The organism is Leptolyngbya sp. UWPOB_LEPTO1, assembly GCF_017302695.1.
Taxonomy (GTDB): Bacteria; Cyanobacteriota; Cyanobacteriia; order Leptolyngbyales; family Leptolyngbyaceae; genus Leptolyngbya; species Leptolyngbya boryana.
In genome coordinates, this window is record NZ_JAFLCJ010000010.1 from 130943 (window position 1) to 156929 (window position 25987).

The window sequence follows — 25987 nt, forward strand, 5'->3', positions numbered from 1 at the left end:
GGAGGCTTCCCGAACAAATCTATAATGGGATTTGCTTTACGTTTTGGATTGCCACTATGCAGACTAGCGATCGACCCTCCCTTTCTTCGACGTTTTCGGTTGCCCGGATTGCTTCTGTCTCTCGTAAGACGGGTGAAACTGATGTGCAAGTGACCGTCAATCTCGATGGCACCGGAAAATGCGTTGCCAAAACAGGGATTCCGTTTCTCGATCATATGCTGCACCAAATCTCATCGCATGGATTGATTGATCTCGATGTGCAAGCAACGGGCGATATCGAAATCGATGATCACCATACAAATGAGGATGTCGGGATTACGTTGGGGATGGCGATCGCGAAAGCGTTAGGCGATCGGAAAGGCATTGTTCGGTTTGGGCATTTCGTTGCGCCTTTGGACGAAGCACTGATCCAAGTTGCACTTGATTTTTCAGGCCGTCCGCATTTGAGCTATGGCTTAGAGATTCCAACGCAACGGGTGGGAACCTATGATACGCAGCTTGTGCGAGAGTTTTTTGTGGCAGTAATCAATCATGCTCAAATGACGCTGCACCTTCGCCAACTTGATGGAATCAATTCGCATCACATTATTGAAGCGACGTTTAAGGCATTTGCGCGATCGCTGCGAATGGCAGTAGAAATCGATCCACGACGGGCACATGAAATTCCCAGTTCAAAGGGTGTGCTGTGATGCGAGGCTGGCAAGTAGGAGTGGGATTGGCGCTGGTGTTGGGATCGCCTATCGTCGAAATGCGATCGGTCAGCGCTCAAGAGAGCATCTGGAAACGATTCACATCCAAGAGTCATGGCTTTTCTATTGTCATGCCCGGTACACCGACTGAGCGCAAACAAAGTGGACTGACCCAATTTGAACTGATTCGAGATGCAGAATCGGTACGGTATGCCGTAGGAGTTCTCAATTTACCTGCTGCTCCCGGAGAGGACAAAAAGCTGCAAAACGAAGTCTATGAAGGGATTCGTCGAGGAGCAGCGCGTGGACAAGCCGAACTCTTATCATTTCGCACGATTAAACTGGGTGAGTTCCCAGGACGGGAAATGAACTTTAAGCTGCCAGATAATATGGTGGCAAAATGGCGGGTTTATCTCGTCGATCGTCGTGCTTACTTTATCAATGTCACCACGACACAGGAAAATCAGCAGCGAGGACTTGCAACGAGCATTAATGTCTTTCTCAATTCGTTTCAACTGATCGGAACCCCGCCAAAGCAGCCGAATTAGGATTTCAATCTCTCTTGCTCAGGATTGTTCTTTAGTAATCTTTGTCACTGTTCTTAAAGGTTCGCCGCATCGCCCATTGTAAAAAGCCTGGGAACAAGCGGCTTGAGAGCAGTGACATATTTGCAGAACCGACCATGACATCCGTTTTCCGATGTTTGACCGCTGTCCAAATCGCCTTTGCTACGTCTTCTGGCTTCTCAACCACAGGAACACTCAAAACCTGCTCTAACTGCTTACGGCGTGCGATCGCATCTTCCTCATCCTTGCCGCGAAAAATCGCTCGCTCCATCAGATCACTTTTGATCAGACTCGGATAAATGCCACAGACAGTAATCCCTTTCGGCGAAAGCTCAGACTGTAAACTCTGAGTCAGCCCAGTCACGGCAAATTTACTCGTCGAATAAGGCACAAGATAGGGAATAGGAACCTTCCCACTCACGGATGCAACATTCACAATCATGCCGCGACCTTGAGCCAGCATGTGCGGCAGTAGAGCTTGAATTGTGTGAATATACCCCCAAAGATTTGTATCAATCACTGTATGCCAATCTTCTAGTGAGAAACTATCGGCTGGACCTGAACTATACACACCCGCATTGTTGACGAGGACATCGATCGTGCCGTACTGCGCGATCGACTGATCAATGAGCTTCTGAACTTGTTCTGGATTGCGAGTATCAGTTGGAATCGCAGTAACGCTCTGACCAATCGCCTTGACTTCTTCAGCCGCTGCGTTTAAGCGATCGATATTTCGAGCAGCCATAATTACGCTGTAGCCATTTCGAGCAAACTGAAGGGCAGTTGCTTTACCAATGCCTTGAGATGCGCCAGTAATCAGAACAGTAGAAGCCATAAACCTTAAACATGAGAACTATTTTTAGTGTGATGGGAATGGGTACAAATACGTCCCACTTTTGTCAGATCTGAGGATTTTGCAATCAATATTACCGTCTTTACGACAGAGACAAGGTTCGCCCCATAGGGAGATAGCGTTATCCAAGGCAATTTATAAACTCGACTCAGAAATTGAGAAGCAGAAAGCGTTTTCGATCGCGTTCCTCAATCTCAATAATGAATGTTAAAGTTTGTAAAGATGGTTTTTCAACCTCGATCTTTCCTGGAGTTTTCTTGTGGTTTCCTTCCGTTCAGCGCCAACTCAATTGGGTCAAGATTCTAAAATTCAAATCGATCGAGGTGTATGGGTTGCACTCACGATTTTAGGAATTTGGGCAGTGAGCTTGTTCACACTGCTCAGTATTGATATTACACAATTATCAATCCCATTTAGAATTGCAGGGCTTTTACTACAAACATTTCTATACACTGGACTATTTATTACCGCACACGATGCGATGCATGGCGCTGTTTCGCCGAGTAATCGTAAACTCAACGACTTGATTGGCTCAATTGCATTGCGCGCCTATGCTTTATTTTCATTGAAATCAATGATCAAAACGCATTGGGAGCATCATGCACATCCAGCTTCTGATCTCGATCCAGACTTTCACAACGGCAAGAATAAAAGCCTTTTAGGATGGTATTCCTACTTCATGGTGCGCTATTGGAGTTGGACGCGAATTATCTCTTTGATTGCCATCTTTCACATTGTGCATCGACTCTTTCACGTTCCTGAAGCGAATTTAACTTGGTTTTGGGTCGTGCCTTCGATTCTCAGCTCCGTTCAATTGTTCTTCTTTGGGACATTTCTACCGCATCGTGAGCCAGCAGGCGGCTATCAAAACGAAAATCGTGCGACCAGTACTCGCTGGTCACCCTTCTGGTCATTTATTAGCTGCTACCACTTTGGCTATCATTTAGAACATCATGAACGCCCTGATCTCGCTTGGTGGCAACTTCCTGAATTACATCAACGCAAACTTCAAGAAGAAGGCTAAGCTTGAGAATGACGATTGCGGAATGATGTTATGGCAGATTGGGTCAAGCTTCTCAATGAGTATTCAAACAAGGATTTAGAACAGCGGAAGATTTGGTATTCTCCGGTTGTGGAAGCCTACGATCGCGGAAGACCGAGCTATCCTGAAATGCTCATTCAGCGATCGATTGAACTTGCCAATCTTGCCCCCGACTCGAAAATTCTTGAAGTGGGCTGTGGTTCGGGGACGGCAACGGTTGATTTTGCCAAGTTAGGCTATGCGATCGATGCGGTCGAACCCAATCCAGAATTCTGTCGAGTGGCTCAGCGAAATTTTGCCGAGTTTCCGCAGGTCAAGCTTTATCCTCAATCTTTTGAGGAGTGGCAAGTTCAGCCGGAAACCTATCAGATTGTGCTGGCTGCTAATGCGTGGCACTGGATTGCATCGGATATTAAGTATGTGAAAGCAGCAAAAACATTGCGGGCTGGAGGTTCTCTAGTGTTGCTTTGGAATATGTCGCTTGAACCGAACTATGAAATTTATCAAATCCTGAATGAAGTCTATCAGGCTCATGCACCTGCGATCGCACCTGCGTATGAAGGGCGAGATAAGCAAGTTGAAATCTTGAGCGGATTAGGGAAACTCGTGAGTGATTCCGGATTATTTGAGGCTCCCGTCACAGAATTGATGCCTTGCGAAAGAACCTATGAGGTTGATCGCTATCTCGATCTTTTGAGTAGCTATTCACCCTACGTTTCTTTAGATCCACAGGTCAAAGAAGCTTTATTGTCAGGATTGAGAACGACGATCGAGGAAAAACTAAACGGTGAAATTCTACTGTCTAACTTAGCAGCAGTTCAAGTTGCGCGGAAGATTGAGGGTTAGTACTTTCTCTCGCTTCGTTGATCACCCGCCCCGGAATGAATTCGGCGCTAACGGTACGAAGTCCGCTCTGGGACTAACAGCCCATAAAAACCCTTCTTCAGTGGGTTGAAACCCACTTCGCACAGTTAGCCCAAACTTCCAGTTCAGGGCGAGATACAAACGAGAGCAACGATCTTCCAATTCATTTCACCTTCCTACTTGTAGGCTCGGAAGCGTCCATGAGAAGAATAGGGTCACTCCAGCAATATTGAAAAGTAAAGTGAGTACTGCCCCAATGATGATGCCTTTAATTGTTGCGTAGCGTCGATCGAGCAGCAAAACAAAGATGACTGGAATCACATAAAACATCTGGGAAATCCCAATCCCAATCACCATAAAGGCAAGCGATGTATACCCATTCAGCAAGATAAACAGCGCTTGAGTGTCTGAGCGACTTGGCACGATCGTGATGAGAGCATAAATCAATAAGCCGATCGCAACTGCGATGACGAAGGCAATCCCATGCAATGCAATCAGTAACAGAATCCCTCTCAAGATTTTCTGCCATTCATTCGATCCACTCATATTGGTCTACCTAGACTAATCTCTACTCTCTGTCTCAATCCACACGAAACAACCCGCCTTAAGGCAAGCTGTCAACCACTGTAGCAAACTGTACCAAGCATCACCCTTCGGCAGCAGTCTTGATACAAGCTGCATCTAGAAGCATAAGTTGAGGTGTATTAAAAACCGAGCAATGAGTAAGCTTTGTGAGTGCCGGAATTTTTCCTTGCTGGAGATTCGTTAATGCGATCGTAAACTCAGGCTCGAAACTGCTCAACCAAGTCGAATTCGTGAGATACAAAGGCGTAAATGCGGGTTGATCCAGCAACCAAAGTTTAATCTGATATTTGTCGATCGTTTGTTTTGCGGCTCTAAGATCTGAACTATACTGCGCTTGCATCACGTCTAAAATACGTTGGCGAATTGGGCGATAGTATCCCAAATGAAACGGAAGCGAGTGTTCTTTACTAAATAAAACAGAGCGTTGAGCAAGAGTCGATATATTATTGGCTTCATCAGATAGGGTTGCGACTAAAGTATCTTTCGGCTGAGTTTTTAAGAATTGATAGAGGGATGGATCTTTTATCACCCGAACATTGATCCTGGGAAAATCCTGGGAAACTTGTGGATAAGTGAAGAATACGAGCATTGTCATGGTCATCAATGTCAGCCTCGTTCCTAAAGTTATCCAGCGGCGTTGTGCTACGAGAGTTTTGCAGCCTCGCAGTAGAGTATCCAGCAGAATCGTGAGTACAATTCCAGCCGCGATCGCTAAGACAATCCGGAACGTGTGAGTCGTATATCGCGTTGGGAAGAACAGTCTTAGTAACAATAAATGAGCCGCAGCAAATAAGCCTAAAGAAACCCAAATCATTTTCGGGAGAATTGCGATTCGGTGATTGATCTGCTGGACTAGCGGAAATCGTACCGGATATCGCATCAAAATCGGCAGCAACACACCAAGCCAAATCAAGGGTGGCATCAACGGTGGAATGATTCCACTATGTTCACCAATCAGCCAGAATGCCCAGGGATTCGGATTAAAAAAGGGATGTCTTCCACCAGGATGAAGTTCTGGCATTGTCCAAGCTTGATCACGCGTGATCACAGGAGCGAATTGGCTCGAAGCGAGTCCATATGGAAGCAGCGCGATCGCGGTAAAACCAACACAGATGCCAACAAATTTTAATTGATTGAAATTTAGTCTTCTTGTATTCCCATCCCAAAGCGTGCAGCATAAAAGCGCGATCGTGATAAACACTAAAGGCGGATAAATCAATGCTTGTAGAACTAGAACGATCAGAATACCAAGCCGCTGATGACGAAGTAGATAGTATAGAAAGGCTAGAAATAACGGCGTTACGAAAGCTCTAGGAGTAGCAGAACCTAAATCATCTCTAGACCATACGCTTTGATTGAGCAGTAGCGTTGTAATAAATCCGGTGATCGGAAACGGAAACAGCCTTAAGCAGAGTGCAAAGCTGTAAAAAGTTGTGATCAGTCCTAGACCGACAGGCAGAACTTTGCTGACCCAAAGCGGCTGTACTCCGAGGATTGCCATTCCATGATAGAAAGCAGCATATCCTGGCGGAGTAATCGATTTGAAATATTGTGCAATCAAATCATTGGGTAAAAGAGTGGGGTCGAGAAATCGCTGCATCCAGAACACATATTCTCTAGCATCGTCTTGCACCACATATTCAGCTTGAAATGCTTTCTGAAGTGCGAGACTACCATAGTAAAGAGCAAAGCCAAGACTTAACCCGAACCAAAGCCGGCTTGAAGTTCGATCGCTTGCTGTTGTTGGCTTAGCCATCAGAAATTGATGTGTTCTAGAGATTAGCGTTTTTATCACAACCTTGTTAGCCCTCGTCTAAGATCTCAACAATTCCGAGCTGTCCGTCAATCCGAACTTTTTGCCCATCTCGCAAAATTTCAGTGGCATGTTGCACATCCATGACGGCTGGAATTCGATATTCTCGTGCCACGATCGCGCCATGAGAGAGCCGTCCTCCGACTTCTGCAATCAGTCCTCCGACTCGTGCCAAAACAGGCATCCAGCCGGAATCTGTGTAAGGAACAACGAGAATGGTGTCGCGATCGACGGTGCCTAATCCATTGAGCGATCGCATGACTCGAATTGTTCCCGCCACCTGTCCCGCGCTTGCTCCGATGCCTTGCAGCCGATTAGAAGCTTGCCAAGTGGGAAGAGCAGGAGTTGGGGGATCGTCTCCGTAAACTAATTGCGGAATTGGAGAAAGTTGACGATCGTGATCAAACTGGGCGCGACGATGTTGAATAAGTTCTGAAAACTGTGAGGTTTTACCTTGCCGAATCTCCGCATACGTCAGAAAAAAGATATCGCCCGGCTGATGGAGAATGCCGGAAGCAAGCCACTGTTGTTCGATCGCAAGAAATCGCCAGCGGAGTTCAGCCAGGAATCGACTATAAATTTCGGTGACTTTGCCTTTCAAAGCAATGCGACGCTGCACGCCTTTATTCTTGATTCTTGGTGCAGTCGGTTTGGAAACCGGATTTAAGCAGAATTGCCGAAATAAATCTCGAATTGGTTCAGGTTGCTCTCGCCACGTCGGAATCGCAATGTCTGTCCCAACTTCACTGAGATAGCCGTAGCGATCGAGAATCTGATCAAACTGATGCAAAATCGCTTGCCCTTGAGCCGTTTTTTCAAGTTGAGTAAAGACATCTTCGGAGTTTTCTAACAGCGATCGAGCAGAGCTAGCAAGATTCGACAAGGCTCTCATCGCAGCAACTTCTGGCGTATCCTGATTATCGACCTCGTCATCTTGGACTCGAAACATTGCTTTTCTCAAAGCAGCACTTAAGGGAGCGAGGATGCTGTAGTAAGTTGCACGTTCTAGTAACTCAAGAATTTGCTGAATTTGCTCTGTTAGTTCCTCGATCGACAATTCAGACAGTTCTGCATACCTCGGCTCCAAAGCTGCTAGAAAGCGCGGCTCATCTCTCGCGAAATCCTGCTCTAATCTCATTTCTCGCTTGAGTAATCGCATGAGTCCAGGCGAATTTGCCATCGTCGATTTTAAAGGAGGACGACTAAACTTCGCGCCTCTAGTCAGAAATTCCAAGCTCTCAGCAGGCAGCCCCATGCGTCTAAAAATCTGCCCGAGTAATGTCGCATTAAAATAAGCATGAGAATAATGCAGCGTAGCCGTTTCCTCAAAGTTCAGACCTTGAGCGCGTGTTCCCAGTACGATCGTAAAGATCTTTCCCCAAACTCCACAAGTCAACGGTCGATTAATTGACCAAGTTAGCGGTCGAATCGCTCCTGGAATCACTTCTGCGGCAATCTTTCTCGTCCAAATTGGAGCTAATGTTGTAATCGATCGAGCTTGTAGTAACCAGAGCTTTTCTCCGTCATAGCTCCACTCGATATCTTGCGGCACGCCATGAAAATATTCTTCTAAATGTCGAGCTAAGTAAGCAACTTGCTGAATCAATCTGTTCGGAACTGTCCCTTGTCCCGACACTTCTAGCATCTGCTCTTTTGGTAAAGCCCAATCTTGACCCACTTCGCGAACATTCACAATGTAGCTCTCTGGAGTCACCTGTCCTGACACAACTTGATCAGCATTTCCAGGCAAAGCTTCAATCAAAACTGCATCGCCTTGCCTCGAAATCGGATCGCGACTAAACGCTACTCCCGAAAACACACCTCGAATCTGATTCTGAACGAGCACAATCATCGAAGCATCTGGAATGGCGCGATCGCGTCGATACTGAACTGCTGATTCTTGCTCATACGAGTCTAAACAGCGCATAATCGCAGGCAACAGTAACTCTCGATGGGTCACATTTGCAATCGATTCGTACTGCCCCGCTGCCGACGCTGATTCTGAATCTTCTCCGATCGCAGAGGATCGAACAATCAAGGGCTGCTCTCGACTCGGCCGCATCGCCTGAATCAACGGCTGCGGATCATCTCCTGGCAAAAGCACCCAACCCTCCGGCACAGGATAACCCGATCGCTTTAACTCGGAGAGCGTTGCTGCCTTTTGTCCAACTTTGTCTGCTTTTAACGCTTGATCGAGCGAAATCAGCGATCGATCTTCGCGAAGAAATTGAAACATTGCTTTTGATCCTCTCTGTGCCGTATCAGATCTGAGATCCAAATCATCTGGAATCTGGTTATAGATCCACCACAAAAACGCTGCCAGTCCCACTGACCCCACAATCAGCGGTGTTTCCTGTGGATGTCTCAATGCGGTAATCAGCGGAAACAAAATCAAAACCCCAAATTTTCCCGCTTGCCGCTCCCGCAAAATCGTAAATCCAATTCCCCCAATCAGAAACACCAGAAACGAGGTGAGTGGATCATGAACGACATATCCCCAAACTACATTGGTCGTCCCCGCTCCTTTTCCAATGAAGTATCGCCCATAAACCAGCGCAATCAGGGAAAAAATTTCCCACTCTGGACGATCTGGAAAGAACGATCGCGCGAGTAAAACCGCCGCAATGCCCTTCAATGCCTCCGAGAGCACCGCCAGCACCCCAACCCATTTACCCCCGTGATAAAACGCCGCCGAGACGCTCACATTCCCCGTTCCAAGCTGCTGCAACCGCTTCCCGGTCAGACGGGTCGTTATCCACCGAATCAATGGCAATCCGCCCAGAATCGGACAGAGTCCGAAAATCAGCAGAGCGCCCCAAACATGCATCAAGGTCATAGCGCGATCGAACCAGAACTTCTCTCTGAAAGTCTACCGAATTCACTCTGCACCGAGAAAGTAAGTGCGTTTTTATACAAGATATTGGGTATAAGGGGGGAGCCGCACTCAGATTCAACCCCCGATGTCTGAACTCGATACGATCGCTCATCCCCCGAAAACGCCACCGTCTTTTGTGGTGGCGCGCAAAACGATTCAAAAAACGAAATCTACTGGTTTGCCAGCCAAAGCAAAAGTTGCTCATCCAGAAGCAATTCGATCGCCAGAGTTTAGCAAACTGCCTAGCTCAGACAGCATGGAGCAAGTGACTTCTGTTTCACAACTCTCCGACGTTCGCCCAACCGATTGGGCATTTCAGGCACTTCAAACTCTAGTCGAACGCTACGGTTGTATTGCAGGCTATCCGGATCAAACCTTTCGCGGCGATCGTGCTTTAACTCGATCTGAATTTGCAGCCGGACTGAATGCTTGTCTCGATCGCATTCAAGACCTAATTGCTTCCCAAACGACTAACATCATCACCCGTCAAGACTTAGAAATTGCTCAAAAGCTGCAAATAGAATTCGCAACAGACTTAGCTGCACTCAAAGGTCACATCGATCGCTTAGAAGCTCGAACTACAACGATCGAAAAACAGCAATTTTCCACGACAACGCGATTGTTCGGACAAGCGATCGCTTCAGTTCAAACGAGCAATCGAGCCAATATTGATCTCTTTCCCAGAGATGGTGTTCCAGAACGCCAAGGCAAGCTGCAAACAACGCTTGCTAGCAATCTTCAACTCTCGCTCGCCACTTCATTCACAGGTAGAGATTTACTACTGACAACCTTACAAACCGGAAATTTGCGATCGTCTGCCCCAAATTTATTAACGAATATGGGACGCTTATCCTATGAGTCTGAGCAAGACAATCAACTTGTAGTCAGCGATCTCTCTTACCGTTTCCCAGTAAGTAAAAACTTCGGTGTTTTAGTCGGCGCATCTGGGGTCACTCCCTCGAATACGTTTCGAGGGATCAATCCACTCGAAGGCTCTGGAGAAGGAGCACTTTCTCTGCTTGGACAGCGCAATCCGATTTTAGCGATCGGCAATGGCACAGGCGGCATCGGCTTCGATTGGCAAATTAATCGGCGCGTGAGTTTGCAAGGCGTTTACAGCGCGGAAATTCCTGGATTTCCTGGAAATGCGGATGTCGGTGGATTGATTGGAGGTCGATATGCAGCAGGGGCACAATTGACGATCGCGCCGACTCGCAACATCGATCTCGGCATTCATTACCTATTCTCTCGCAGCCCAGATGGCTTTTTGGGCACAGGAATCGGGGATTCTCAACTCCTTTCACCGTTTGCCCCAACCCGCACAGCTTTTACGACTCATGCCGTCGGCGCGACTTTAACCTGGCGGGTGAATCGGAAATTCACGATCGGCGGTTGGGGCGGTTGGACATCTTCTAGAGCGCTCAGCGTTGTGGGTTCAGTACAGACGACAAATTGGATGGTCTTTTCTGCCTTGCCGGATCTGTTTGTGCCGGGAAATCTCGGTGGCATCCTCTTCGGACAACCGCCTAAAATTACGAGCAGCAATCTACCCGAAGAGTACAACTTTCCTCGATTTAGCGATACAGGGAGCAAAGGCGGTCAGCCAGACACAGCCTTACATTTAGAACTGTTCTACCGAGCTAGAGTCAATCCAGCCTTGGAGGTGACACCTGGCGTAATTGTTATTTTCAACCCCAATCACAACAAAGCAAATGATCCAGTTGTCGTCGGGGCAGTTCGGGCAACTTTTAGATTCTAGGAACAATGACCATGCTCTCGAAATTCTGGGTTACTTTTTCACTTGCGATCGCGACTCTTAGCTGTCATAGTACGATCGCTTCTGCTCAAATCACAATCCGTAGTACTGGTGTCGTCACTGGTACAGTCGTGCCCCCAAGTCAAAATCCAAATTTCAACCAAGGCACAACCAGAGTCACGACAGATAGCCAAGGTCGCTATTTCCGAAATGGACAATTGGTCTATTCTGCACAGGACTTTGATCCAAATTTAGTCCAAGTCGATAGTCAAGGACGCTACTTTGTAGACTTCCGAGGAATTCCAATCGTTTCAACCGATGGCACACTCACTTCTCCGGTGCTTTCAAACGGTCAACTCCAACCCATTCGCCGTAATCACAACGCCCCAACTCGCTTCCACGGCACAATTCAAGACGAATTAGTCGTACGAGGAAGATACGAAGGTATTGCCACCGATCCGAATACGGGATTGCAATATCAAGGAGTCTTCGATATCACTGGACAAGGACCGCGTTACAGCGATCGCAATGGCGGCACAAGCCCGACCGTTTTCGATTTTCGATCGCACTACAATTTTTCCGCTAATCCACAAATTCCTCCACGTCCGACTGTTTCATCTTTCCAAATCACTGCGATGCCAGTTCAACTGCGCGTCATCATTCCCGCAGGCTTAGCTCCATTCAGCACAACTCCCACTCCAATTACAAATCCAACGAGCAATCCGACTAGCAATCCGATTTCAACGCCGAGTGCATCCTCTACGATCGACAGTGCCCCGAGCTTTGGAGGTATGCTTAGCAATAACCCGTTGCAAGACGTTAGCCGCGTTATCCTCGAAGGTTCAAAAAGTTCTGATGTTCAGATTGGTCCAAGAAGCCGGATTTTACTTCGCTGATTTTTCGTAAGTTTTAGAGGGTGTTTTAAGCCACGGAATGGACGATCGTGAACTTACTTTTGGCAACATAGAGATTAAACTCTAAGAGTTGACATTTACCATCCCTAGCAGCATGTCCAGTTCCCTCCCTTTGCCCCCCGGTTCCTCAGGATTACCCGTTATCGGTGAAACATTCGGTTTTCTGAACGATCCTGACTTTTCTACTAAACGACACAAACAGTTTGGCAACGTTTTTAGAACCAATCTCTTTGGTCGATCGACGATTGTTCTATCAGGAGTCGATGCAGTTCGCTTTGTGCTGCTCAACGAGAATCAATACTTTGTTATCAGTTGGCCCCCCAGCGTAAAGACATTACTAGGATCTGCCTCAGTCCCGGTTCAGCAAGGGAGCCTTCATCAACAGCGCCGTAAGCTATTAGTTCAAGCGTTTCAGCCAAGAGCACTAGCTAGCTATATTCCGACAATGACGAGCATCACCCAAAACTATCTCGATCGTTGGGCGCAGAAAGAGACGATCCGTTGGTATCCAGAACTGCGGAATTACACACTCGACATTGCCTGTCAGCTCATTGTGGGTATTTCATCTGGTTCGCAAACTCGGTTTGGAGAATTGTTTGAGATCTGGGTAAAAGGGTTATTTTCTGTGCCTCTAAAGTTGCCAGGAACTAAGTTTAGTCAAGCCTTAAAAAGCCGTCAGTTGTTGCTAGATGAGATTGAACGCGTTGTCAAAGCTCGCCAATCGCAAGAAAACATAGAATCAGATTCGCTCAGTCTTTTACTCAATGCGAAAGACGAAGAGGGAAATCGCTTGAGTATTGATGAACTCAAAGATCAAGTATTGACCCTATTGTTTGCGGGACATGAAACCTTGACTTCAGAGATCGCGTCTTTCTGTCTCTTGACGGCGCAACATCCAGCGATCTTAGAGCGGCTTCGAGCCGAACAATCGCAGTTTAAGAACGACGACTTACTCACACTCGAAGACTTAAAGCAGATGGAATTTCTCGATCAAGTCTTGAAAGAAGTGCTGCGAGTCGTATCTCCTGTAGGTGGAGGATTTCGAGAAGTCATTCAAGAGTGTGAGTTTGACGGCTATAAGATTCCTAAAGGCTCACAAGTCCTATACGAGATTGGTCAAACCCATCAAGATAGTACCCTTTATCCGAATCCGAAACAGTTTGATCCAGAGCGCTTCAATCCAGAGCAAAAGCTTGAGCCTTTTAGTCACGTGCCCTTTGGTGGTGGAATCCGCGAGTGTTTGGGGAAAGAGTTTGCCCGATTAGAGATGAGAATTTTTGCGGCACTACTCATTCGCAATTATGAATGGGAGTTACTCCCTGGACAGAATCTTGACTTGCAAATGATTCCAACACCGCAACCGAAAGATGGACTCCAAGTGAAGTTCCGACGAAGAGCTAGCTAGTTTGCTGCCTGCACTCTAGGAGAAGCAATTTGAAGAGAGCCAGAATTTAATCTGTTCATCGACAAATACGACATGAAAAAGCTCGATCATCGAAACGATCGAGCTATGGAGCTACTCTCTCTTAAACCTGAAAAAACTTTTTGATGTCACCTTGAGGAATCGACTTACAGATCTCCACCCCGGAGCGCTAGCAAGAAGATCACCACTGGCCCCGCCAGCATAATCATGGCAATCAATGCCAATTGAACGATTCCTGTAAGGTTAATATCGTTCAGAAAGCTCAAAAACTCCATCTGTCCCCCCAACAAGCCTTTAATATAGGAAAGTCACAAAGCTGCAATACGAGCTATTTTATCGGTACGCGCTCCCCAATCTTAAAGAACTTTACAAAACTCAATAAGAATCCGAAGGCAGCATCACGAAAATTCATTGCTAAACTCAAGGCAAGTCTTTTCGTCCCTTTTTTGCCCGGTTGATATGGAAATTCTGATTGTCGAAGACGAAGCTGAAATTGCTCAACTGATCCAACTTTATTTGGAAAAAGAGGGGTTTTCCTGTCGCACCTGCCGCGACGGACTCAGCGCGTTACAAATCTTCCAAGAACAAAAACCTGATCTGATCATCCTAGATTTGATGATCCCTGGATTAGATGGATTGGAGGTCTGTGCGCGGGTTCGTCAGAAACCGGGTACAAAAGATCCCTTTATCCTAATGTTGACCGCAAAGGGTGAAGAAATCGATCGCATTATCGGACTGTCCACAGGCGCAGACGATTACATGGTCAAACCCTTTAGTCCGAAAGAACTGGTCGCGCGAGTGCGGGCATTATTGCGGCGAACCATGCGCCAAGGTGGACAATCTCAGGTCTATCGCACCCAAAATTTTGTTTTAGATGTGGATCAGCGATCGGCATCTCGTCAGATCAATGATCAAGCCGAACCGCTTGATCTAACAACGCTCGAATTTGATTTACTCTCTACGTTTATGAGCTATCCCGGTCGAGTCTGGAACCGGACGCAACTGATCGACAAGCTTTGGGGCAGTAACTTCTTCGGAGATGAACGCGTCGTCGATACCCATGTCGCAAGATTGAGAAAGAAAATCGAACCGGACCCTGCAAATCCGACCTTTGTCAAAACGGTGATCGGAGTCGGCTACAAGTTTGAGGACACTACCCCATGACAAAGCCCAATCTCCGCACCCGTCTATTTTTGTCGCACATGATCGTCATGGTTGTGGGGCTAAGCACCTTAATAACCGTGGGTAAAGTTTACACGCCCCGATTGTTTGTGCTGCATTTAGAACAATTGCAGGGCAGTGGCTTTAACGTGATTCGCGTCAAGCGACAACTGGTCGATGGATTCGAGTCGGCTTGGAGTCGAGGTGCGTTTTGGTCAGTGGTGGTTGGGGGAACGACAGCGATCGGATTAAGTTACTGGGTGTCAAAGCGCATTATGCAGCCTTTGATTCAAATGGAACAGATTACCCAACGCTTTGCCGCAGGACATTTACAAGAACGAGTTCCAGAGAATGAAATTCCAGAACTGAACCGACTGGCAGATAGCTTCAATCGGATGGCACACGATCTCGAAGGCGTTGAACAACGCAGACGAGATTTAGTCGGGGACTTGACGCATGAGTTACGGACACCCTTAACCGTAATTGAAGGCTATTTAGAAGGATTGGCAGATGGCACGATCGAGCCTTCTTCGGATATCTATCAACGTCTTGCCAAAGAAACGGTACGATTACGGCGATTAGTCAATGATCTGCAAGAACTGTCCAAAGCAGAAGCAGGCTATTTACCGATTCAGCTTCAACCTGTGCAAATTCGACCGCTCTTAGTGGCGATCGTGCAAAAATTTTCTGACCAACTGCTCGAAGAGAGTCCAACATTAAAAGTAGACTGTCCAGACAATCTTCCTCAAGCTTTAGCCGATCCCGAACGAGTCGAACAAGTGCTGATCAATTTGGTCGGAAATGCGCTCCGCTACACGCCCGAAGGCAGCATTACGCTACGCGCCTGGGCAGAACAAGAGCGAGTCTGGATTGCAGTGGAAGATACAGGCAAAGGCATTGCTGCGGAAGATTTGCCCCATGTATTTGAGCGATTTTGGCGATCGGATCGCTCGCGCGATCGCCATTCAGGCGGAACAGGCATTGGACTTGCGATTTCTCGACGACTGGTCGAATTACAAAAAGGCACGATCGAGGCTGAAAGCGAAGTCGGTCAAGGCAGTACGTTCCGATTCTCGTTACCGATTTTAGTGGAAAGACCCAAACTTTTGTCTTCGTTGCGCGATCGCGAATCTCCCGAATCGGCTTATCCCAAATCCAAACTCTAAGATTCAAAATTCGCTGTCATGTCTTCGACATGAACTTGTCAAACTGGATAACTACAATGACAAGGTTATCAATTCCGCATCGTTTTGTTATGCTTCCTGTAGCTCTTGTCGTGTTGATCATTGGAGCAATCACCTTAGGTGGGCTTGCCTCAATGCGTTATTTGTTCCCTCAGAGCCATCGCTCCTACTCGAATCGCAAACCTTAATGGCTACACCTGCTAGTTTAGATGGCACGCTCATTCGCTTCAATAAAGTAGCGCTGAAAGTCGCTCATTCACCTGGCAAATCTCCTGCGATCGTGTTTATTCACGGAGGCTTAGGCAGTCGGACAAATTGGTGTTTACAGTGGGATTATTTTCAAGCGCTAGGGCAAGAAATGCTTGCCTATGATCTAGCTGGACATGGTGAGTCTGGACGCTACCGACGCTACTCAGTGGGGAGACACCAGCGGGATCTCAATCGTTTGCTGCATCACTTCAAAATTCATCAGCCGATTCTATGCTGCCATAGTTATGGGGTTCCCATTGGTTTAGAGTGGGCGAAGCGGCATCACGCTAGAGCGCTGATCGCCATCGGCGGCGGAACGCATAATCTTACGCCTTGGTGGGAAATTCCGGTGATTAAATTTTTTGCGCTGGGCGGACATCATCTCTATCGCTGGCAGTTTGTCCAAGCCTTATTGCAATCGATTTCAAATGAGCAGCTCGCAGAGTTTTACAGCCGCAATTCGATTCCGACGGATGCTCATCCTTTTGAAGCGATCGAGGGCTTTTGGGGCTATGACGCTCAGCACCATCCGATTTCTTGCCCAGTTACCGTGATTACAGGTGGCGATGATCCCATGTTTCCGCCCGCGATGGGTCATGAATGGTTAGCGAATCTTTTACATGTTCAATCTGAGCACAGCTCTCATATTACCGTTCCCAACGTTGGACATTTGGTGATGGCAGAAGCTCCAGAGGTAGTTCAGAATGCTATTACCAAATGGCTCTAACTTTAGCTCTAACTTTCTGCAACAAATACGACACAAAGATTAATCGATCTCCGCCTGAGTCTCTTTTAATGTTGAGATAGGAACTTAGGGGTTGAGACTATGGCAACGCAACGACGATCGCAAAAAAACATCACCTCAAATCACAAAACCCTCACCATTGAAGCAGAAACTGTACAGCCCGAAAATCAAGACTCAGAGAAGACTGAGGTTCATGAATTAAAGGCTGCTTTAGAACAAGCCCAGCAAACCGAAAAATCATTACAAGAGTCGATCACCCAATTAAAAGCGCAAGTCGAAGATCATGATGCGATCGTCAAACAGTTAGAACAAACCCAGCAAACCGAAAAATCATTACAAGAGTCGATCACCCAATTAAAAGCGCAAGTTGAAGATCACGATGCGATCGTCAAACATCTCCAAGCAAATGTCGAAGAAGCTCAACATACTGCTTTGAAGCTTGCAGAATCGAATCAAACGTTGATTGAAGAGAACAAGCAACTGAGAACCAGTGCTGGGAAAATCGATCATCTGCAATCTGAACTCGAAAAAGCGCAACAAGCAGCTTTGAAGCTTGCAGAATCGAATCAAGCTCTAATTGCTGAAAACAAAACCTTGCAAGAAAATCAAGCCACTGAGCAAAAATCTGCATTAGCAACTGCTCAAGCTGAGGCGGATCTGAGAAGCCATCAGGACATTTTGAAAAAACGCCAAGCTGTAACGCTTGCCCATCCAGTTTTCCCAAATAATTTTGCACCCGTGAAGAGTTCAGATCCGGATGTCGGTTGGTTTGATTAAATCATTTCGACAAGTCCACTCACTCAGTCCACTCACTCTGATTCTGCCCCACCCCGAATTCCATTTCGGGGCGGGTGTATAACACAGCGAGTCGATAATATCGAACTTAGAGAGCAATACCGTTTTCTAACTGAATCGATCGCGATCGTGCTTTTCATCACAATCGATCTGTGGCCCAATTGGCACAATCCGATTCGGATTAATCTGAGTCTGACTCATGTAGTAATGGCGTTTAATGTGGTCTAGATTGCAAGTCGGCTGAATCTGTGGATGTTGGTACAGTTCTTTGAGATAGTTCCACAGATTTGGATAGTCCAAAATTCGACGCAAATTACACTTAAAATGACCGTGATAAACCGAATCAAACCGTAACAATGTGGAGAACATGCAGATATCTGCTTCTGTTAAGCGATCGCCACACAGATATCTTTGCTTTGCTAATACAGCCTCCCAGTAGTCCAAATTCTGGAAAAGTTCGGTCACTGCTTCTTCATACGCTTCTTGCGTGGTGGCAAATCCCGCTCGATATACACCATTGTTAACTGGCATGTAGATTTTATCGATCGTGTCATCGATCTGCTGTTGGAGATCCTGTGGATAAAGATCATTCGTTCGCGTTGCAAATTCTGCAAATTCTGTATCGAACATGCGAATAATTTCGCGAGATTCATTATTGACGATCGTACTTTTCTCTTTATCCCACAGCACCGGAACTGTAACTCGCCCCGTATACTTTGCATCCGCTTTGACATAGATCTCTTGCAGATATTCAGCCTGATTGACCGAATCCGGAATCGCCCCCGGATTTTCAGAGAAATACCAGCCTTTCTCACTTAACACTGCATCAACAATTGAAAGCCCAATGACTGCCTCTAATCCTTTGAGCGATCGCATCATTAACGTGCGATGTGCCCAAGGACAAGCTAGCGACACATAAAGATGATAGCGCCCTGAGGCGGCTGGAAATCCGCTAGAACCATCAGCCGTAATGCGATCGCGAAATTTCGTTGGCGATCGGTTGAATTTTCCGCTTTGATCTCGTTCATTCCAATCAGTCGTCCACTTTCCATCGACCATCATTCCCAATGCCATACTTAACCCCTACTGTTTTTCAACAAGTACTGTTTCCTTATCACTAGAATGTATGACAGTTTCTAAGTCCGGCATCTCTTGCCAACAATGTGTACAGAACCAATACACCTTGCCTTGACGAACATGACGAAGAAGCTTTTCTGAGCAGCAAGGACATAGAGGCATAGCGTTAACCTTATTTTTGAATAGAGACAAATTAAATTACGAGGCTAATGTCTCCCCACTATCAGTCATAACAATAAAGGTTTCATTCAACATCTGCCATAGGGAACTTACCCGTTGAGTAAGGAGATCTCCGGTTTTTCTTGTTAATTTTATTGATCATTTGGTTGAGAAGCAGACTCAATTTGTAGCGTATTTAACCAAGCAATTCTTGTTAGAAGAACACTAAAGTTTTAATGACTCCGTGATTAATTCCATCGAGAACTGTAGCCAGTTTTGAGAGACTTCATCCTGACATTGTGCTTTTGCTGGCAAACTTAACCAGGTTGCAAACAAAATCTGACTCATTGCGATCGCAATCCATATCCAAAATCGATTCTGCTTAGTGACCTGAGTTGCAGCAAAATTTGGTGACGATCGCACTTTCCGCCGCTGCTTCGACCACCTCGAAAACCAGAGCATACTCGTAATTCTGATTCCTGTTTGATCCACACCTCGCCGACTGAGATAGTCATCTGATGAAATCCGCTCCATAATCCCCTTGATCCTCCAGGTACACACTAAACCTCAGAACGATCACTCCTCTCCACACAGGACAGTTCAAAACTTCGTTGAAAAGTTTGAGCACAATCTACGCCAGTTTGAAGAAGAGGAATCACCGTCCTGAGTTTTTCAATGGGGATAGGAACATCTCAGCTTTAAGGAATGACGATTTCTTTGACAACGCGATCGTCTTCGACCACACCCAAACTCCGACCTTTCTTCTTCTCTTCGCGTGCAATCCCGTACAATGCCAATCCTGTTCTGAGTACCTCCGCCATGTTCTTGCCTGACTCATCCGAAAGCGATTGCAATAAGTCGTAAGCTTCCGGAGACAAATCTAGATTTAATCTCTTTCTGAGTTTGGTGGTGGCAGATTTTTTTGAAGTTGAATCTGTCACAGGAGAATTCTCCACCATTGTTATCTAATCCTCTACGAGCAACTACGCGATTCCGCAAGCCATTTCATCATAAGTATTGAAGCAAAAGCTGCACCCCGATGGAATCTGCTTTGAATACACTTTTGCTCACTCATACTATCTCCATTATCCACACCTTTCTGGTTTTGAACATGGGTCTTGTTATGAACAATTGATATGTAATTATTCTGTGAATTTTATACTTAACCTTGCCCACGATCGACTTCTCGTAGGCAGGGTTCTTCTACGCAGCGATTTCTCCTCGTTTCTTAGGTCGCAATGCACGGACTTGCGGAGTAGCGAGCGGTTCAACGACTAAGATCAGTTCCACCCGATCGACAACACAAACGCTAGCTCCGGGTAGCAATACAACGTTGTCTAGACACAAAGCTGTCCACCAACTGCCCCGAAATTCGACCTGCCCAAGTTGTCCAGGTCGTAATTTCTCACAGACTTGGGCAATTTGTCCTAATTCATAAACTTTCTCTGCAATCTCGAGATCAGGTTGATGATAGGCATCCGCGATCGAAAAGAAAGATTTCCAGAATTGCAACCCGCTTACACATTTCATGACTGCCTCCAGTTGTGGATTTGAGGTTAGATTCAATAACACTCACTCACTTCGCAGAGAATAATCTTTCGCTGCACCACGCTGAATCTAAGTAAAATTTAAGTAAATAAGCCACTTGAATTCAGCTTTTATTGGATTATATATTGTGTATTTTTTGTGTGTCAAGACTTCAAAAAAAACGCCCGGCTGATCCGAGCGTCATCATATGAGGTTAATTTGAGGCTGAAATTATTTGACCGTGTCTTTTGCTGCGTCGATGGCATCTTGAGCCTTATCGCTCAGAGTTTTCGTGGTTCGCTTTGACTGATAAGCAGCATCATCTGCGGCATCTTTCACATTGTCTTTGATGTTTTGAGTTCCTCGACCGACTGCATTTTTCGCAGTTTCTGTAACGCGATTGACCCGTTCTCCCATCGTGTCACCCAATTCGTCAGAGGTCTTCTCTAATGCGTTGCCATAACGCGCATCCACATTGCGCTTTGCATTATCTACCAAGGACTTCGCTTTTTCTGAAGGAATTTGTCCTGGTGGCGTGTCATCGTAATTGTTCATGCCGCCTTTGTAAGGCTGGGTTTGATTCACAGGATGCGGATCATTGTCTAAAGAAGTCGATGTCGATAAAGAAGGCATTTTAGCTTGAGCCGCACCACTACAAGCGGTGTTCAGTAACAACATGACTCCAGCAAGGAATGCGATCGTGATTTCTTTTAATCGAAGTGCTTTGACAACCGATGCGATTTTGCTCATAAAAATCTCCATTGAATTTAGAAATTGTGCATATCGAGACACCTAGACGATATAGAACTGCATGATTTCGTGCCCTCTAGCGCAAGTTGCATCTCAGGTTTCAAATTTCAGCATTTCTTTCTGTCCCTAGAACGATTACGCTGAGTAAGCGTTGCTGAGGCTTTGGATTGTGAATCGCAAGCAGTTAAAACCTTTTTTGCGCGGGCTGATTTTGGCTGCCGTGCTGTTTTTCCTGCTGAAAACGTTGGCAAATCATTGGCGCGAGGTTGTTCAAATCCGAATTGATGCGGCTGGAATTGCTTGTTTAACGATCGCACTCGGAATCACCCTTTTCGCTCATATCTTTGCAGGCTACGTCTGGGCATGGATTCTGAAACTTCTGTCTTATCGCGTTTCTGGCGCTTGGGGTGCAAAGACCTACCTGACAACGAATCTAGCGAAATACCTGCCTGGAAATATTTGGCACTTCTATGGGCGCATTTCTGCCGCTACAAAACTGAAAATTCCTGTGGAAGCGGCAACTTTAAGCATTCTCTTAGAACCGCTCTTGATGGTAATTGCAGGCTGTTTGTTTGTTCTGATTGGATCAGGGTCAATCGCTTGGCTGCAAATTGGCATCGCGATCGCGATCCTGATTGCAATTCACCCGATCTTTCTCAACCCGATTCTTCGACAAATCAGCAAGCTCAAGCCATCAACTTCAATACTGCGACTTGAAAAATATCCGCTTTTGCCATTACTCGGAGAGATCGGCTTTTTGGGATTGCGATCCATCGGCTTTGTCTTTGCCGTTTTAGCACTGCGTACGGTGAATTGGGGAGATCTACCGCTTCTCGTCACCGCATTTTCATGGGCATGGCTCCTCGGACTGATCACGCCAGGACTCCCAGGAGGCATTGGTGTGTTTGAAGCGGTCGCAATTGCATTCCTAAGCCGATCGTTTCCAAGTGGTGAAATTTTAGCGATCGTGGCTCTGTATCGCTTGGTCAATACCCTGGCTGAAACTTTAGGAGCAGGATTGGCATGGATTGACGATCGGCTCTTTCCTCAAGATTGAGAGACTTCTGGAGGTTGAGGGCGAATGATTGGCTTCATCTGCGAGAAAATCCGATAGTGATCCAGCGTCGTCTGAGTTGGAGGAGTTTCTTGCATTTTGACAAGATTGTATTGGACGTTTTCGGCATGAATTGCAAAAGTAACGTTAAAGAATTCCAAGAAGTTGACAACCCAATGGCACTCTTGCTCGGGTAACTGTTCGTAATAGCGAATGAGGGCAGCGATTTGAGCCTCAAGATGCGATCGCGAAGCATTACAAATCAGCACCAGTTTGAGCAAGACAATCACCAAAGTCATCGGGTTACCCTGTGCCAGAAGTAGCACAAACAGCGGCGATGGATCTTTGCGATTTTCAGTCGTCAACGCTTCAATCAGGCGATTACAGGTTCTCAACACCAAAGCATCACTCAGCGCCCTCTGCTCATAATCTGGATAGAGTGCTTCTAATTTCTCAACCAGTCTCGCCTCAAATTCGGCTGCGAACTGACTGTGATGATCAACCGAGAAAATCAGATACTTTTGCAGACTTTGTTTGAATTGTTGATAGTTCAAAGTCTGAATTTGATTAATAAAAATATGCGCTAAATTAGCATAGCTATATTGTCCACGCCTTGCCACGATCGCTTTAATTAACATCAAAACGTTATCGCCTAAAGCAGTCGGATTCTTTGGCATTTTTTCAGCGGATGTTGCAGACTGCGATTTTGCAATATACATCGCTAGATCAAACTTAAATCGGTCTTTGAGCTGGCGAGACAGTGCCCGTGCTGCTTCTCGTTGCTCAATCGGATTCCTGGTATCGACATACTGAGGAACCAGTAAATAAGAAGTATATCGACTCACCCATTTCTCTTTGGGCTGTTCCTCGTAGCGTGCAGTAAAAAGTTTTAAATCAGTATAATCTTGGCTATTTCTGAAATCTTCAATCCAAGCTTTGAGACGGTTTGCAGAAGGAGAAATAGATGGGGCTGCGATCGCAATTTCTTGAAACGATCGCACTAATTCTTGAATTGATTTGTACTGTCTGGCTGCATCCCAATTATTAACAAGAATATAGCAAGCCCGTTTCAGCGTATTTTTAAATGCAACTTGATTATTACTGATGACAAGCTGATGCACAGCCTGAGCCGCGCCAGAAGTTGCTGTATCCCCTAGATAGAAAAACAAACGCTTAAATTCCAGCAGCACCTCTTCGGGCGGCCATTGTTTCACAACTTCGAGGAGAAACCGATACAGGGTTTCTTGAGCTTGGTGAATCGATGGCTCAACCCATTCAGTACGCGACGGCTCCAAAGCAGCAACATCGACTTCATCGACGGCAATCTGGGCTTCAGTTTCTGAAGCATTTGATCGCAGATCTTGCGGCTGTTGGTCTGACGTTGTACTCATAATTCATTCCCAGAGAACAAACGAGGGAGTTGACCTAAACCTCATGAAACGAGTTCAGTAATCTTACGGACACTACCACTCTGATTCAGTGTGCCCACTCGTGACTCTCAAACGAACAAGTTAACGTCCTAACCATTCTGTAACGAGTTCAGGCTGGCTCTTTTGAGCAAACACACGGACTGCATGATAATTCACTTTCTCACGCAGTCGATACACCTGCTTGATTGGCATATCTAACATCTGCGCGATCGCTTCTTGCGTTTTACCTTGTAAATAAAACCGTAACCACTGGGCGGCATCTTCTCCAACCTTCTCGGTCAGATAGTCTTCAAACTGCCGCGCGATTGCGCCTCGCAGTTCTTGCTGCTGTTGTTGCGCTTCTGCTTCTTGGAATTGCGCGATCGCTTCTCCATCTAGCAAACTGACTGTGCCTTCTGCATCATCCGAGGTAATCTCTTCAGAGACGAGCCGAATAAAATCAGCCGCGGGCACTTGAGTCATGCCGCCCCGCTGAGTGCGCTTTTGAAAATTGACGAATCGATAAACTAGCAACGGCTGGTTGCGAATCGGGCGGAGACAGTACTCTTCGGTTGCGGTTAGCACGATGGCATTGCGTAATCGGGGATCACTGGTGCATTCAGCGATCCACTTCACTTGTTGCTGCATATAGTTGTCATTTTGCAGCAAGTCCTGGATCACTTCTTGTAAGACATCGACAACCGTCGTTTGCCGATCGCGTGACAGCGCAATCCAGGTGTTAATTTTGTTACGAATGACAAACATACTTCCCAAACGCTGCATCAGATTCTTGTAAGCGCGTTGGGGAGGAGTCTCAAAATACCGTTGAACCAGAATGCGATAGCGGTAATCCATCGCTTGGACTTCGATGTCGAGCCGTTCTGCGGTGTAGGTTTCAAAGCGATCAAGATCGTCTCCTAATAACCATTGAACGATACTTTCTCTCGTGGTCTCGCTGCTACGGGGAAGTTCAGTTTTAAGCCGCGATCGCCAGTCCTCGGCGATCTGTTCTACATATGTCATGGTTGCCGTCCTCAATGCCCTGATATAGAGTGTGCCGCAGAGTCGCTCACAAAATCACTTACCCGAATGGGTAAGACTAGTAAACACCGCACTCACTTATATCCGAGGCTTCAGTATAAATCGTTTCTCAAAAGTCGCTCGATGACTCTTAAAATCTTCTAGCTCTTGGAGTCGAGTGACGTGGCAATCCGATCTAGAGTTTCAGTGAGATGAACAATATGATTGACCAACGTCGATTGATTTTCGGTCAAGGTCTGTAAAGCGTTCGTTAAGGCGGAGAGTTGCTTGCCTTGCTGATCGACTTGTGTCGTAATCGTGTCGAGTCGATCAGAGAGTTGCTCGATCGTTTCAGCCGCCGCGATCGTCGTCTCGGCAAGATCGTGCACGATCGCCGCAAGTTGTTGTGATTCCAAAATTCAATGTCCTCCTCATCAGCTGAAATTTGATAGGGCAACGGCTGAACCCTATTTTAATCGAGCTTTCTCATTCCCTGCGCTGTAATTAATTGCGTCAAGCGTAAAACTACTCAGGTTACTCTTCACGGAATCTTCATAAAAACCAAAAATGCGGACAAGAGTAAAAAGTTTTGAGGAAATATCTGAGTGAGGGCTATTAGTAAATTTGGGCTTTCGTTAGGCTTTACATGAAAGTATGAGACCTGACTTCAGTGATACCACGGTTTCAAGCATTTGCCCGAACTATGTTTAATCCTACTCTTGCCTCGTCATTCACCGATTCTCAGATTGCATCAACCAATTTTCAAGTGCCCCATCGATCTACTACTTCTTTCTTGAAGCGCGCCATCGACATTATTGGTAGCGTAGCCGGACTCTTGATCGTAGCGATATTATTCGTCCCTTTGGCGATCGCGATTCGGTTAGATAGCCCAGGGCCAATTTTCTATGGGCAAGAACGGCATGGTTTGTTAGGCAAACCGTTTCGGATGTACAAGTTCCGATCCATGGTCGATGGAGCCGAGCATCTAAAATCCCAGGTTGAGAATGAAGCAGAAGGCTTAATTTTCAAAAATCAACAAGATCCGCGCATTACTCGGGTTGGGCGTTTCCTTCGGAAAACGAGCCTCGATGAGTTGCCCCAGTTTTGGAACGTATTGCGGGGCGAAATGAGTCTCGTTGGGACTCGTCCACCGACTCCCGATGAGGTCGCTCAGTACAGCGAACATCACTGGCAGCGCTTAAATGTAAAGCCTGGTATTACGGGCGAATGGCAGGTGAATGGGCGATCGATGGTGAAGGATTTTGAAGAAATCGTTCAGTTAGATCTGCGGTATCAAGCGCTGTGGACACCGTTTTATGACATTGTTCTGATTGTGAGAACGATTTATGTCATCTTTGCCAGGGTTGGAGCGTTTTAGATCACTCGAATCATTGCAAACAAAAGCTCTGAGTTTTGAGAAACTCAGAGCTTTTGGCATGAATTGGGGATTGTGTCATTTTGCATGAGGCAAGAAGGC

Annotated in this window: 26 protein-coding genes; 13 read left to right on the forward strand and 13 right to left on the reverse strand. The window is 46.4% G+C overall.

What is annotated here, in order from left to right:
• Positions 1–56 precede the first annotated feature (56 nt).
• Positions 57–689 (forward strand): imidazoleglycerol-phosphate dehydratase HisB, encoded by a 633-nt coding sequence (hisB, locus tag J0L70_RS16435; protein ID WP_017288739.1) that lies wholly within the window; start codon positions 57–59, stop codon positions 687–689.
• Positions 686–1237 (forward strand): hypothetical protein, encoded by a 552-nt coding sequence (locus J0L70_RS16440; protein ID WP_268242341.1) that lies wholly within the window; start codon positions 686–688, stop codon positions 1235–1237. Before hisB ends, J0L70_RS16440 begins: the two co-directional genes overlap by 4 nt.
• 31 nt (positions 1238–1268) lie before the next feature.
• Here the strand turns inward: J0L70_RS16440 and J0L70_RS16445 are convergent, their stop codons facing one another.
• Positions 1269–2090 carry an SDR family NAD(P)-dependent oxidoreductase gene (locus tag J0L70_RS16445; protein WP_287455290.1) on the reverse strand — a complete coding sequence of 274 codons (822 nt, stop codon included), beginning with the start codon at positions 2088–2090 and terminating at the stop codon, positions 1269–1271.
• Positions 2091–2367: 277 nt separating this feature from the next.
• Between J0L70_RS16445 and crtW the strand changes: the two genes are divergently transcribed.
• Complete coding sequence (gene crtW, locus J0L70_RS16450) at positions 2368–3132, forward strand: beta-carotene ketolase CrtW (protein WP_017288736.1); 765 nt, start codon at positions 2368–2370, stop codon at positions 3130–3132.
• Positions 3133–3162: 30 nt separating this feature from the next.
• Complete coding sequence (locus tag J0L70_RS16455; protein WP_017288735.1) at positions 3163–3996, forward strand: class I SAM-dependent methyltransferase; 834 nt, start codon at positions 3163–3165, stop codon at positions 3994–3996.
• A 186-nt stretch (positions 3997–4182) separates the two neighbouring features.
• Here J0L70_RS16455 and J0L70_RS16460 read toward each other — a convergent pair whose 3' ends face one another.
• From J0L70_RS16460 to J0L70_RS16470, 3 genes are all read right to left on the reverse strand, one after another.
• Positions 4183–4560 carry a hypothetical protein gene (locus J0L70_RS16460; protein ID WP_287455291.1) on the reverse strand — a complete coding sequence of 126 codons (378 nt, stop codon included), beginning with the start codon at positions 4558–4560 and terminating at the stop codon, positions 4183–4185.
• 100 nt (positions 4561–4660) lie between these two features.
• The gene (locus J0L70_RS16465) at positions 4661–6355 is read right to left on the reverse strand and encodes a hypothetical protein (protein WP_287455292.1); all 1695 of its coding nucleotides are present in this window, start codon (positions 6353–6355) and stop codon (positions 4661–4663) included.
• Between the two features lie 46 nt (positions 6356–6401).
• Positions 6402–9248 carry a glycerol-3-phosphate acyltransferase gene (locus J0L70_RS16470; RefSeq protein WP_287455293.1) on the reverse strand — a complete coding sequence of 949 codons (2847 nt, stop codon included), beginning with the start codon at positions 9246–9248 and terminating at the stop codon, positions 6402–6404.
• Positions 9249–9372: 124 nt separating this feature from the next.
• Here J0L70_RS16470 and J0L70_RS16475 point away from each other — a divergent pair, with 124 nt between their 5' ends.
• From J0L70_RS16475 to J0L70_RS16485, 3 genes are all read left to right on the forward strand, one after another.
• On the forward strand, positions 9373–11046 hold the full coding sequence (locus tag J0L70_RS16475) for an iron uptake porin (protein ID WP_287455294.1): 1674 nt from the start codon (positions 9373–9375) through the stop codon (positions 11044–11046).
• A gap of 11 nt (positions 11047–11057) precedes the next feature.
• Positions 11058–11939 (forward strand): hypothetical protein, encoded by an 882-nt coding sequence (locus J0L70_RS16480; RefSeq protein WP_287455295.1) that lies wholly within the window; start codon positions 11058–11060, stop codon positions 11937–11939.
• 112 nt (positions 11940–12051) lie between these two features.
• On the forward strand, positions 12052–13362 hold the full coding sequence (locus J0L70_RS16485; protein WP_287455296.1) for a cytochrome P450: 1311 nt from the start codon (positions 12052–12054) through the stop codon (positions 13360–13362).
• Between the two features lie 164 nt (positions 13363–13526).
• Here the strand turns inward: J0L70_RS16485 and psb30 are convergent, their stop codons facing one another.
• A complete protein-coding gene (gene psb30 / locus J0L70_RS16490; protein WP_017288728.1) occupies positions 13527–13655 on the reverse strand; it encodes a photosystem II reaction center protein Ycf12/Psb30 in 129 nt (42 codons plus the stop codon).
• A gap of 184 nt (positions 13656–13839) precedes the next feature.
• Here psb30 and J0L70_RS16495 point away from each other — a divergent pair, with 184 nt between their 5' ends.
• The 4 genes from J0L70_RS16495 (at position 13840) to J0L70_RS16510 (ending at position 17496) form a co-directional block, all read left to right on the forward strand.
• On the forward strand, positions 13840–14544 hold the full coding sequence (locus tag J0L70_RS16495) for a response regulator (RefSeq protein ID WP_017288727.1): 705 nt from the start codon (positions 13840–13842) through the stop codon (positions 14542–14544).
• Complete coding sequence (locus J0L70_RS16500; protein ID WP_287455297.1) at positions 14541–15707, forward strand: sensor histidine kinase; 1167 nt, start codon at positions 14541–14543, stop codon at positions 15705–15707. Before J0L70_RS16495 ends, J0L70_RS16500 begins: the two co-directional genes overlap by 4 nt.
• A 205-nt stretch (positions 15708–15912) precedes the next feature.
• Positions 15913–16701 (forward strand): alpha/beta fold hydrolase, encoded by a 789-nt coding sequence (locus tag J0L70_RS16505; protein ID WP_017288724.1) that lies wholly within the window; start codon positions 15913–15915, stop codon positions 16699–16701.
• 99 nt (positions 16702–16800) lie between these two features.
• Positions 16801–17496 carry a hypothetical protein gene (locus J0L70_RS16510; protein ID WP_017288723.1) on the forward strand — a complete coding sequence of 232 codons (696 nt, stop codon included), beginning with the start codon at positions 16801–16803 and terminating at the stop codon, positions 17494–17496.
• 126 nt (positions 17497–17622) lie between these two features.
• On the opposite strand, the gene J0L70_RS16515 is transcribed toward J0L70_RS16510, so the two are convergent.
• The 5 genes from J0L70_RS16515 to J0L70_RS16535 all read right to left on the reverse strand — a co-directional run bounded on the left by J0L70_RS16515 (position 17623) and on the right by J0L70_RS16535 (position 21027).
• Positions 17623–18588: a glutathione S-transferase family protein gene (locus J0L70_RS16515; RefSeq protein WP_287455298.1), complete on the reverse strand. Its 966-nt coding sequence runs from the start codon at positions 18586–18588 to the stop codon at positions 17623–17625.
• A gap of 387 nt (positions 18589–18975) precedes the next feature.
• Positions 18976–19284, reverse strand: coding sequence for a hypothetical protein (locus J0L70_RS16520; RefSeq protein ID WP_017288721.1), 309 nt, complete (start codon positions 19282–19284; stop codon positions 18976–18978).
• 164 nt (positions 19285–19448) lie between these two features.
• The gene (locus tag J0L70_RS16525) at positions 19449–19709 is read right to left on the reverse strand and encodes a hypothetical protein (protein WP_017288720.1); all 261 of its coding nucleotides are present in this window, start codon (positions 19707–19709) and stop codon (positions 19449–19451) included.
• Between the two features lie 244 nt (positions 19710–19953).
• A complete protein-coding gene (locus tag J0L70_RS16530; protein ID WP_287455299.1) occupies positions 19954–20280 on the reverse strand; it encodes an NfeD family protein in 327 nt (108 codons plus the stop codon).
• Positions 20281–20508: 228 nt separating this feature from the next.
• Positions 20509–21027 carry a DUF6658 family protein gene (locus tag J0L70_RS16535; RefSeq protein WP_026148706.1) on the reverse strand — a complete coding sequence of 173 codons (519 nt, stop codon included), beginning with the start codon at positions 21025–21027 and terminating at the stop codon, positions 20509–20511.
• Between the two features lie 169 nt (positions 21028–21196).
• Between J0L70_RS16535 and J0L70_RS16540 the strand changes: the two genes are divergently transcribed.
• Entirely contained in the window at positions 21197–22084 is an 888-nt protein-coding gene (locus tag J0L70_RS16540) for a putative bifunctional lysylphosphatidylglycerol flippase/synthetase (protein ID WP_287455300.1), read from the forward strand.
• Here J0L70_RS16540 and J0L70_RS16545 read toward each other — a convergent pair.
• The 3 genes from J0L70_RS16545 to J0L70_RS16555 all read right to left on the reverse strand — a co-directional run bounded on the left by J0L70_RS16545 (position 22075) and on the right by J0L70_RS16555 (position 24926).
• Positions 22075–23472, reverse strand: a complete 1398-nt coding sequence (locus tag J0L70_RS16545) for a Sll1247 family protein (RefSeq protein ID WP_287455301.1) — start codon at positions 23470–23472, stop codon at positions 22075–22077. The genes J0L70_RS16540 and J0L70_RS16545 overlap by 10 nt on opposite strands.
• A 120-nt stretch (positions 23473–23592) precedes the next feature.
• Entirely contained in the window at positions 23593–24513 is a 921-nt protein-coding gene (locus J0L70_RS16550) for a HetZ-related protein 2 (RefSeq protein WP_190651965.1), read from the reverse strand.
• 158 nt (positions 24514–24671) lie between these two features.
• Positions 24672–24926, reverse strand: coding sequence for a hypothetical protein (locus tag J0L70_RS16555; RefSeq protein ID WP_017288715.1), 255 nt, complete (start codon positions 24924–24926; stop codon positions 24672–24674).
• A gap of 377 nt (positions 24927–25303) precedes the next feature.
• On the opposite strand from J0L70_RS16555, the gene J0L70_RS16560 reads away from it, so the two are divergent.
• A complete protein-coding gene (locus J0L70_RS16560; RefSeq protein WP_353736642.1) occupies positions 25304–25888 on the forward strand; it encodes a sugar transferase in 585 nt (194 codons plus the stop codon).
• Positions 25889–25987 lie beyond the last annotated feature (99 nt).

Bases quoted from the DNA above. Each gene is read 5' to 3' on its own strand.
- J0L70_RS16470 (WP_287455293.1), bottom strand. From the start codon at position 9,248: ATGACCTTGATGCATGTTTGGGGCGCTCTGCTGATTTTCGGACTCTGT.
- J0L70_RS16525 (WP_017288720.1), bottom strand. From the start codon at position 19,709: ATGGTGGAGAATTCTCCTGTGACAGATTCAACTTCAAAAAAATCTGCC.
- J0L70_RS16485 (WP_287455296.1), top strand. From the start codon at position 12,052: ATGTCCAGTTCCCTCCCTTTGCCCCCCGGTTCCTCAGGATTACCCGTT.
- J0L70_RS16455 (WP_017288735.1), top strand. From the start codon at position 3,163: ATGGCAGATTGGGTCAAGCTTCTCAATGAGTATTCAAACAAGGATTTA.
- J0L70_RS16445 (WP_287455290.1), bottom strand. From the start codon at position 2,090: ATGGCTTCTACTGTTCTGATTACTGGCGCATCTCAAGGCATTGGTAAA.
- psb30 (WP_017288728.1), bottom strand. From the start codon at position 13,655: ATGGAGTTTTTGAGCTTTCTGAACGATATTAACCTTACAGGAATCGTT.
- J0L70_RS16500 (WP_287455297.1), top strand. From the start codon at position 14,541: ATGACAAAGCCCAATCTCCGCACCCGTCTATTTTTGTCGCACATGATC.
- J0L70_RS16530 (WP_287455299.1), bottom strand. From the start codon at position 20,280: ATGAAATGTGTAAGCGGGTTGCAATTCTGGAAATCTTTCTTTTCGATC.
- J0L70_RS16460 (WP_287455291.1), bottom strand. From the start codon at position 4,560: ATGAGTGGATCGAATGAATGGCAGAAAATCTTGAGAGGGATTCTGTTA.
- J0L70_RS16465 (WP_287455292.1), bottom strand. From the start codon at position 6,355: ATGGCTAAGCCAACAACAGCAAGCGATCGAACTTCAAGCCGGCTTTGG.
- J0L70_RS16545 (WP_287455301.1), bottom strand. From the start codon at position 23,472: ATGAGTACAACGTCAGACCAACAGCCGCAAGATCTGCGATCAAATGCT.
- J0L70_RS16475 (WP_287455294.1), top strand. From the start codon at position 9,373: ATGTCTGAACTCGATACGATCGCTCATCCCCCGAAAACGCCACCGTCT.
- J0L70_RS16520 (WP_017288721.1), bottom strand. From the start codon at position 19,284: ATGGAGCGGATTTCATCAGATGACTATCTCAGTCGGCGAGGTGTGGAT.
- J0L70_RS16550 (WP_190651965.1), bottom strand. From the start codon at position 24,513: ATGACATATGTAGAACAGATCGCCGAGGACTGGCGATCGCGGCTTAAA.
- J0L70_RS16535 (WP_026148706.1), bottom strand. From the start codon at position 21,027: ATGAGCAAAATCGCATCGGTTGTCAAAGCACTTCGATTAAAAGAAATC.
- hisB (WP_017288739.1), top strand. From the start codon at position 57: ATGCAGACTAGCGATCGACCCTCCCTTTCTTCGACGTTTTCGGTTGCC.
- J0L70_RS16510 (WP_017288723.1), top strand. From the start codon at position 16,801: ATGGCAACGCAACGACGATCGCAAAAAAACATCACCTCAAATCACAAA.
- J0L70_RS16505 (WP_017288724.1), top strand. From the start codon at position 15,913: ATGGCTACACCTGCTAGTTTAGATGGCACGCTCATTCGCTTCAATAAA.
- J0L70_RS16495 (WP_017288727.1), top strand. From the start codon at position 13,840: ATGGAAATTCTGATTGTCGAAGACGAAGCTGAAATTGCTCAACTGATC.
- J0L70_RS16515 (WP_287455298.1), bottom strand. From the start codon at position 18,588: ATGGCATTGGGAATGATGGTCGATGGAAAGTGGACGACTGATTGGAAT.
- J0L70_RS16480 (WP_287455295.1), top strand. From the start codon at position 11,058: ATGCTCTCGAAATTCTGGGTTACTTTTTCACTTGCGATCGCGACTCTT.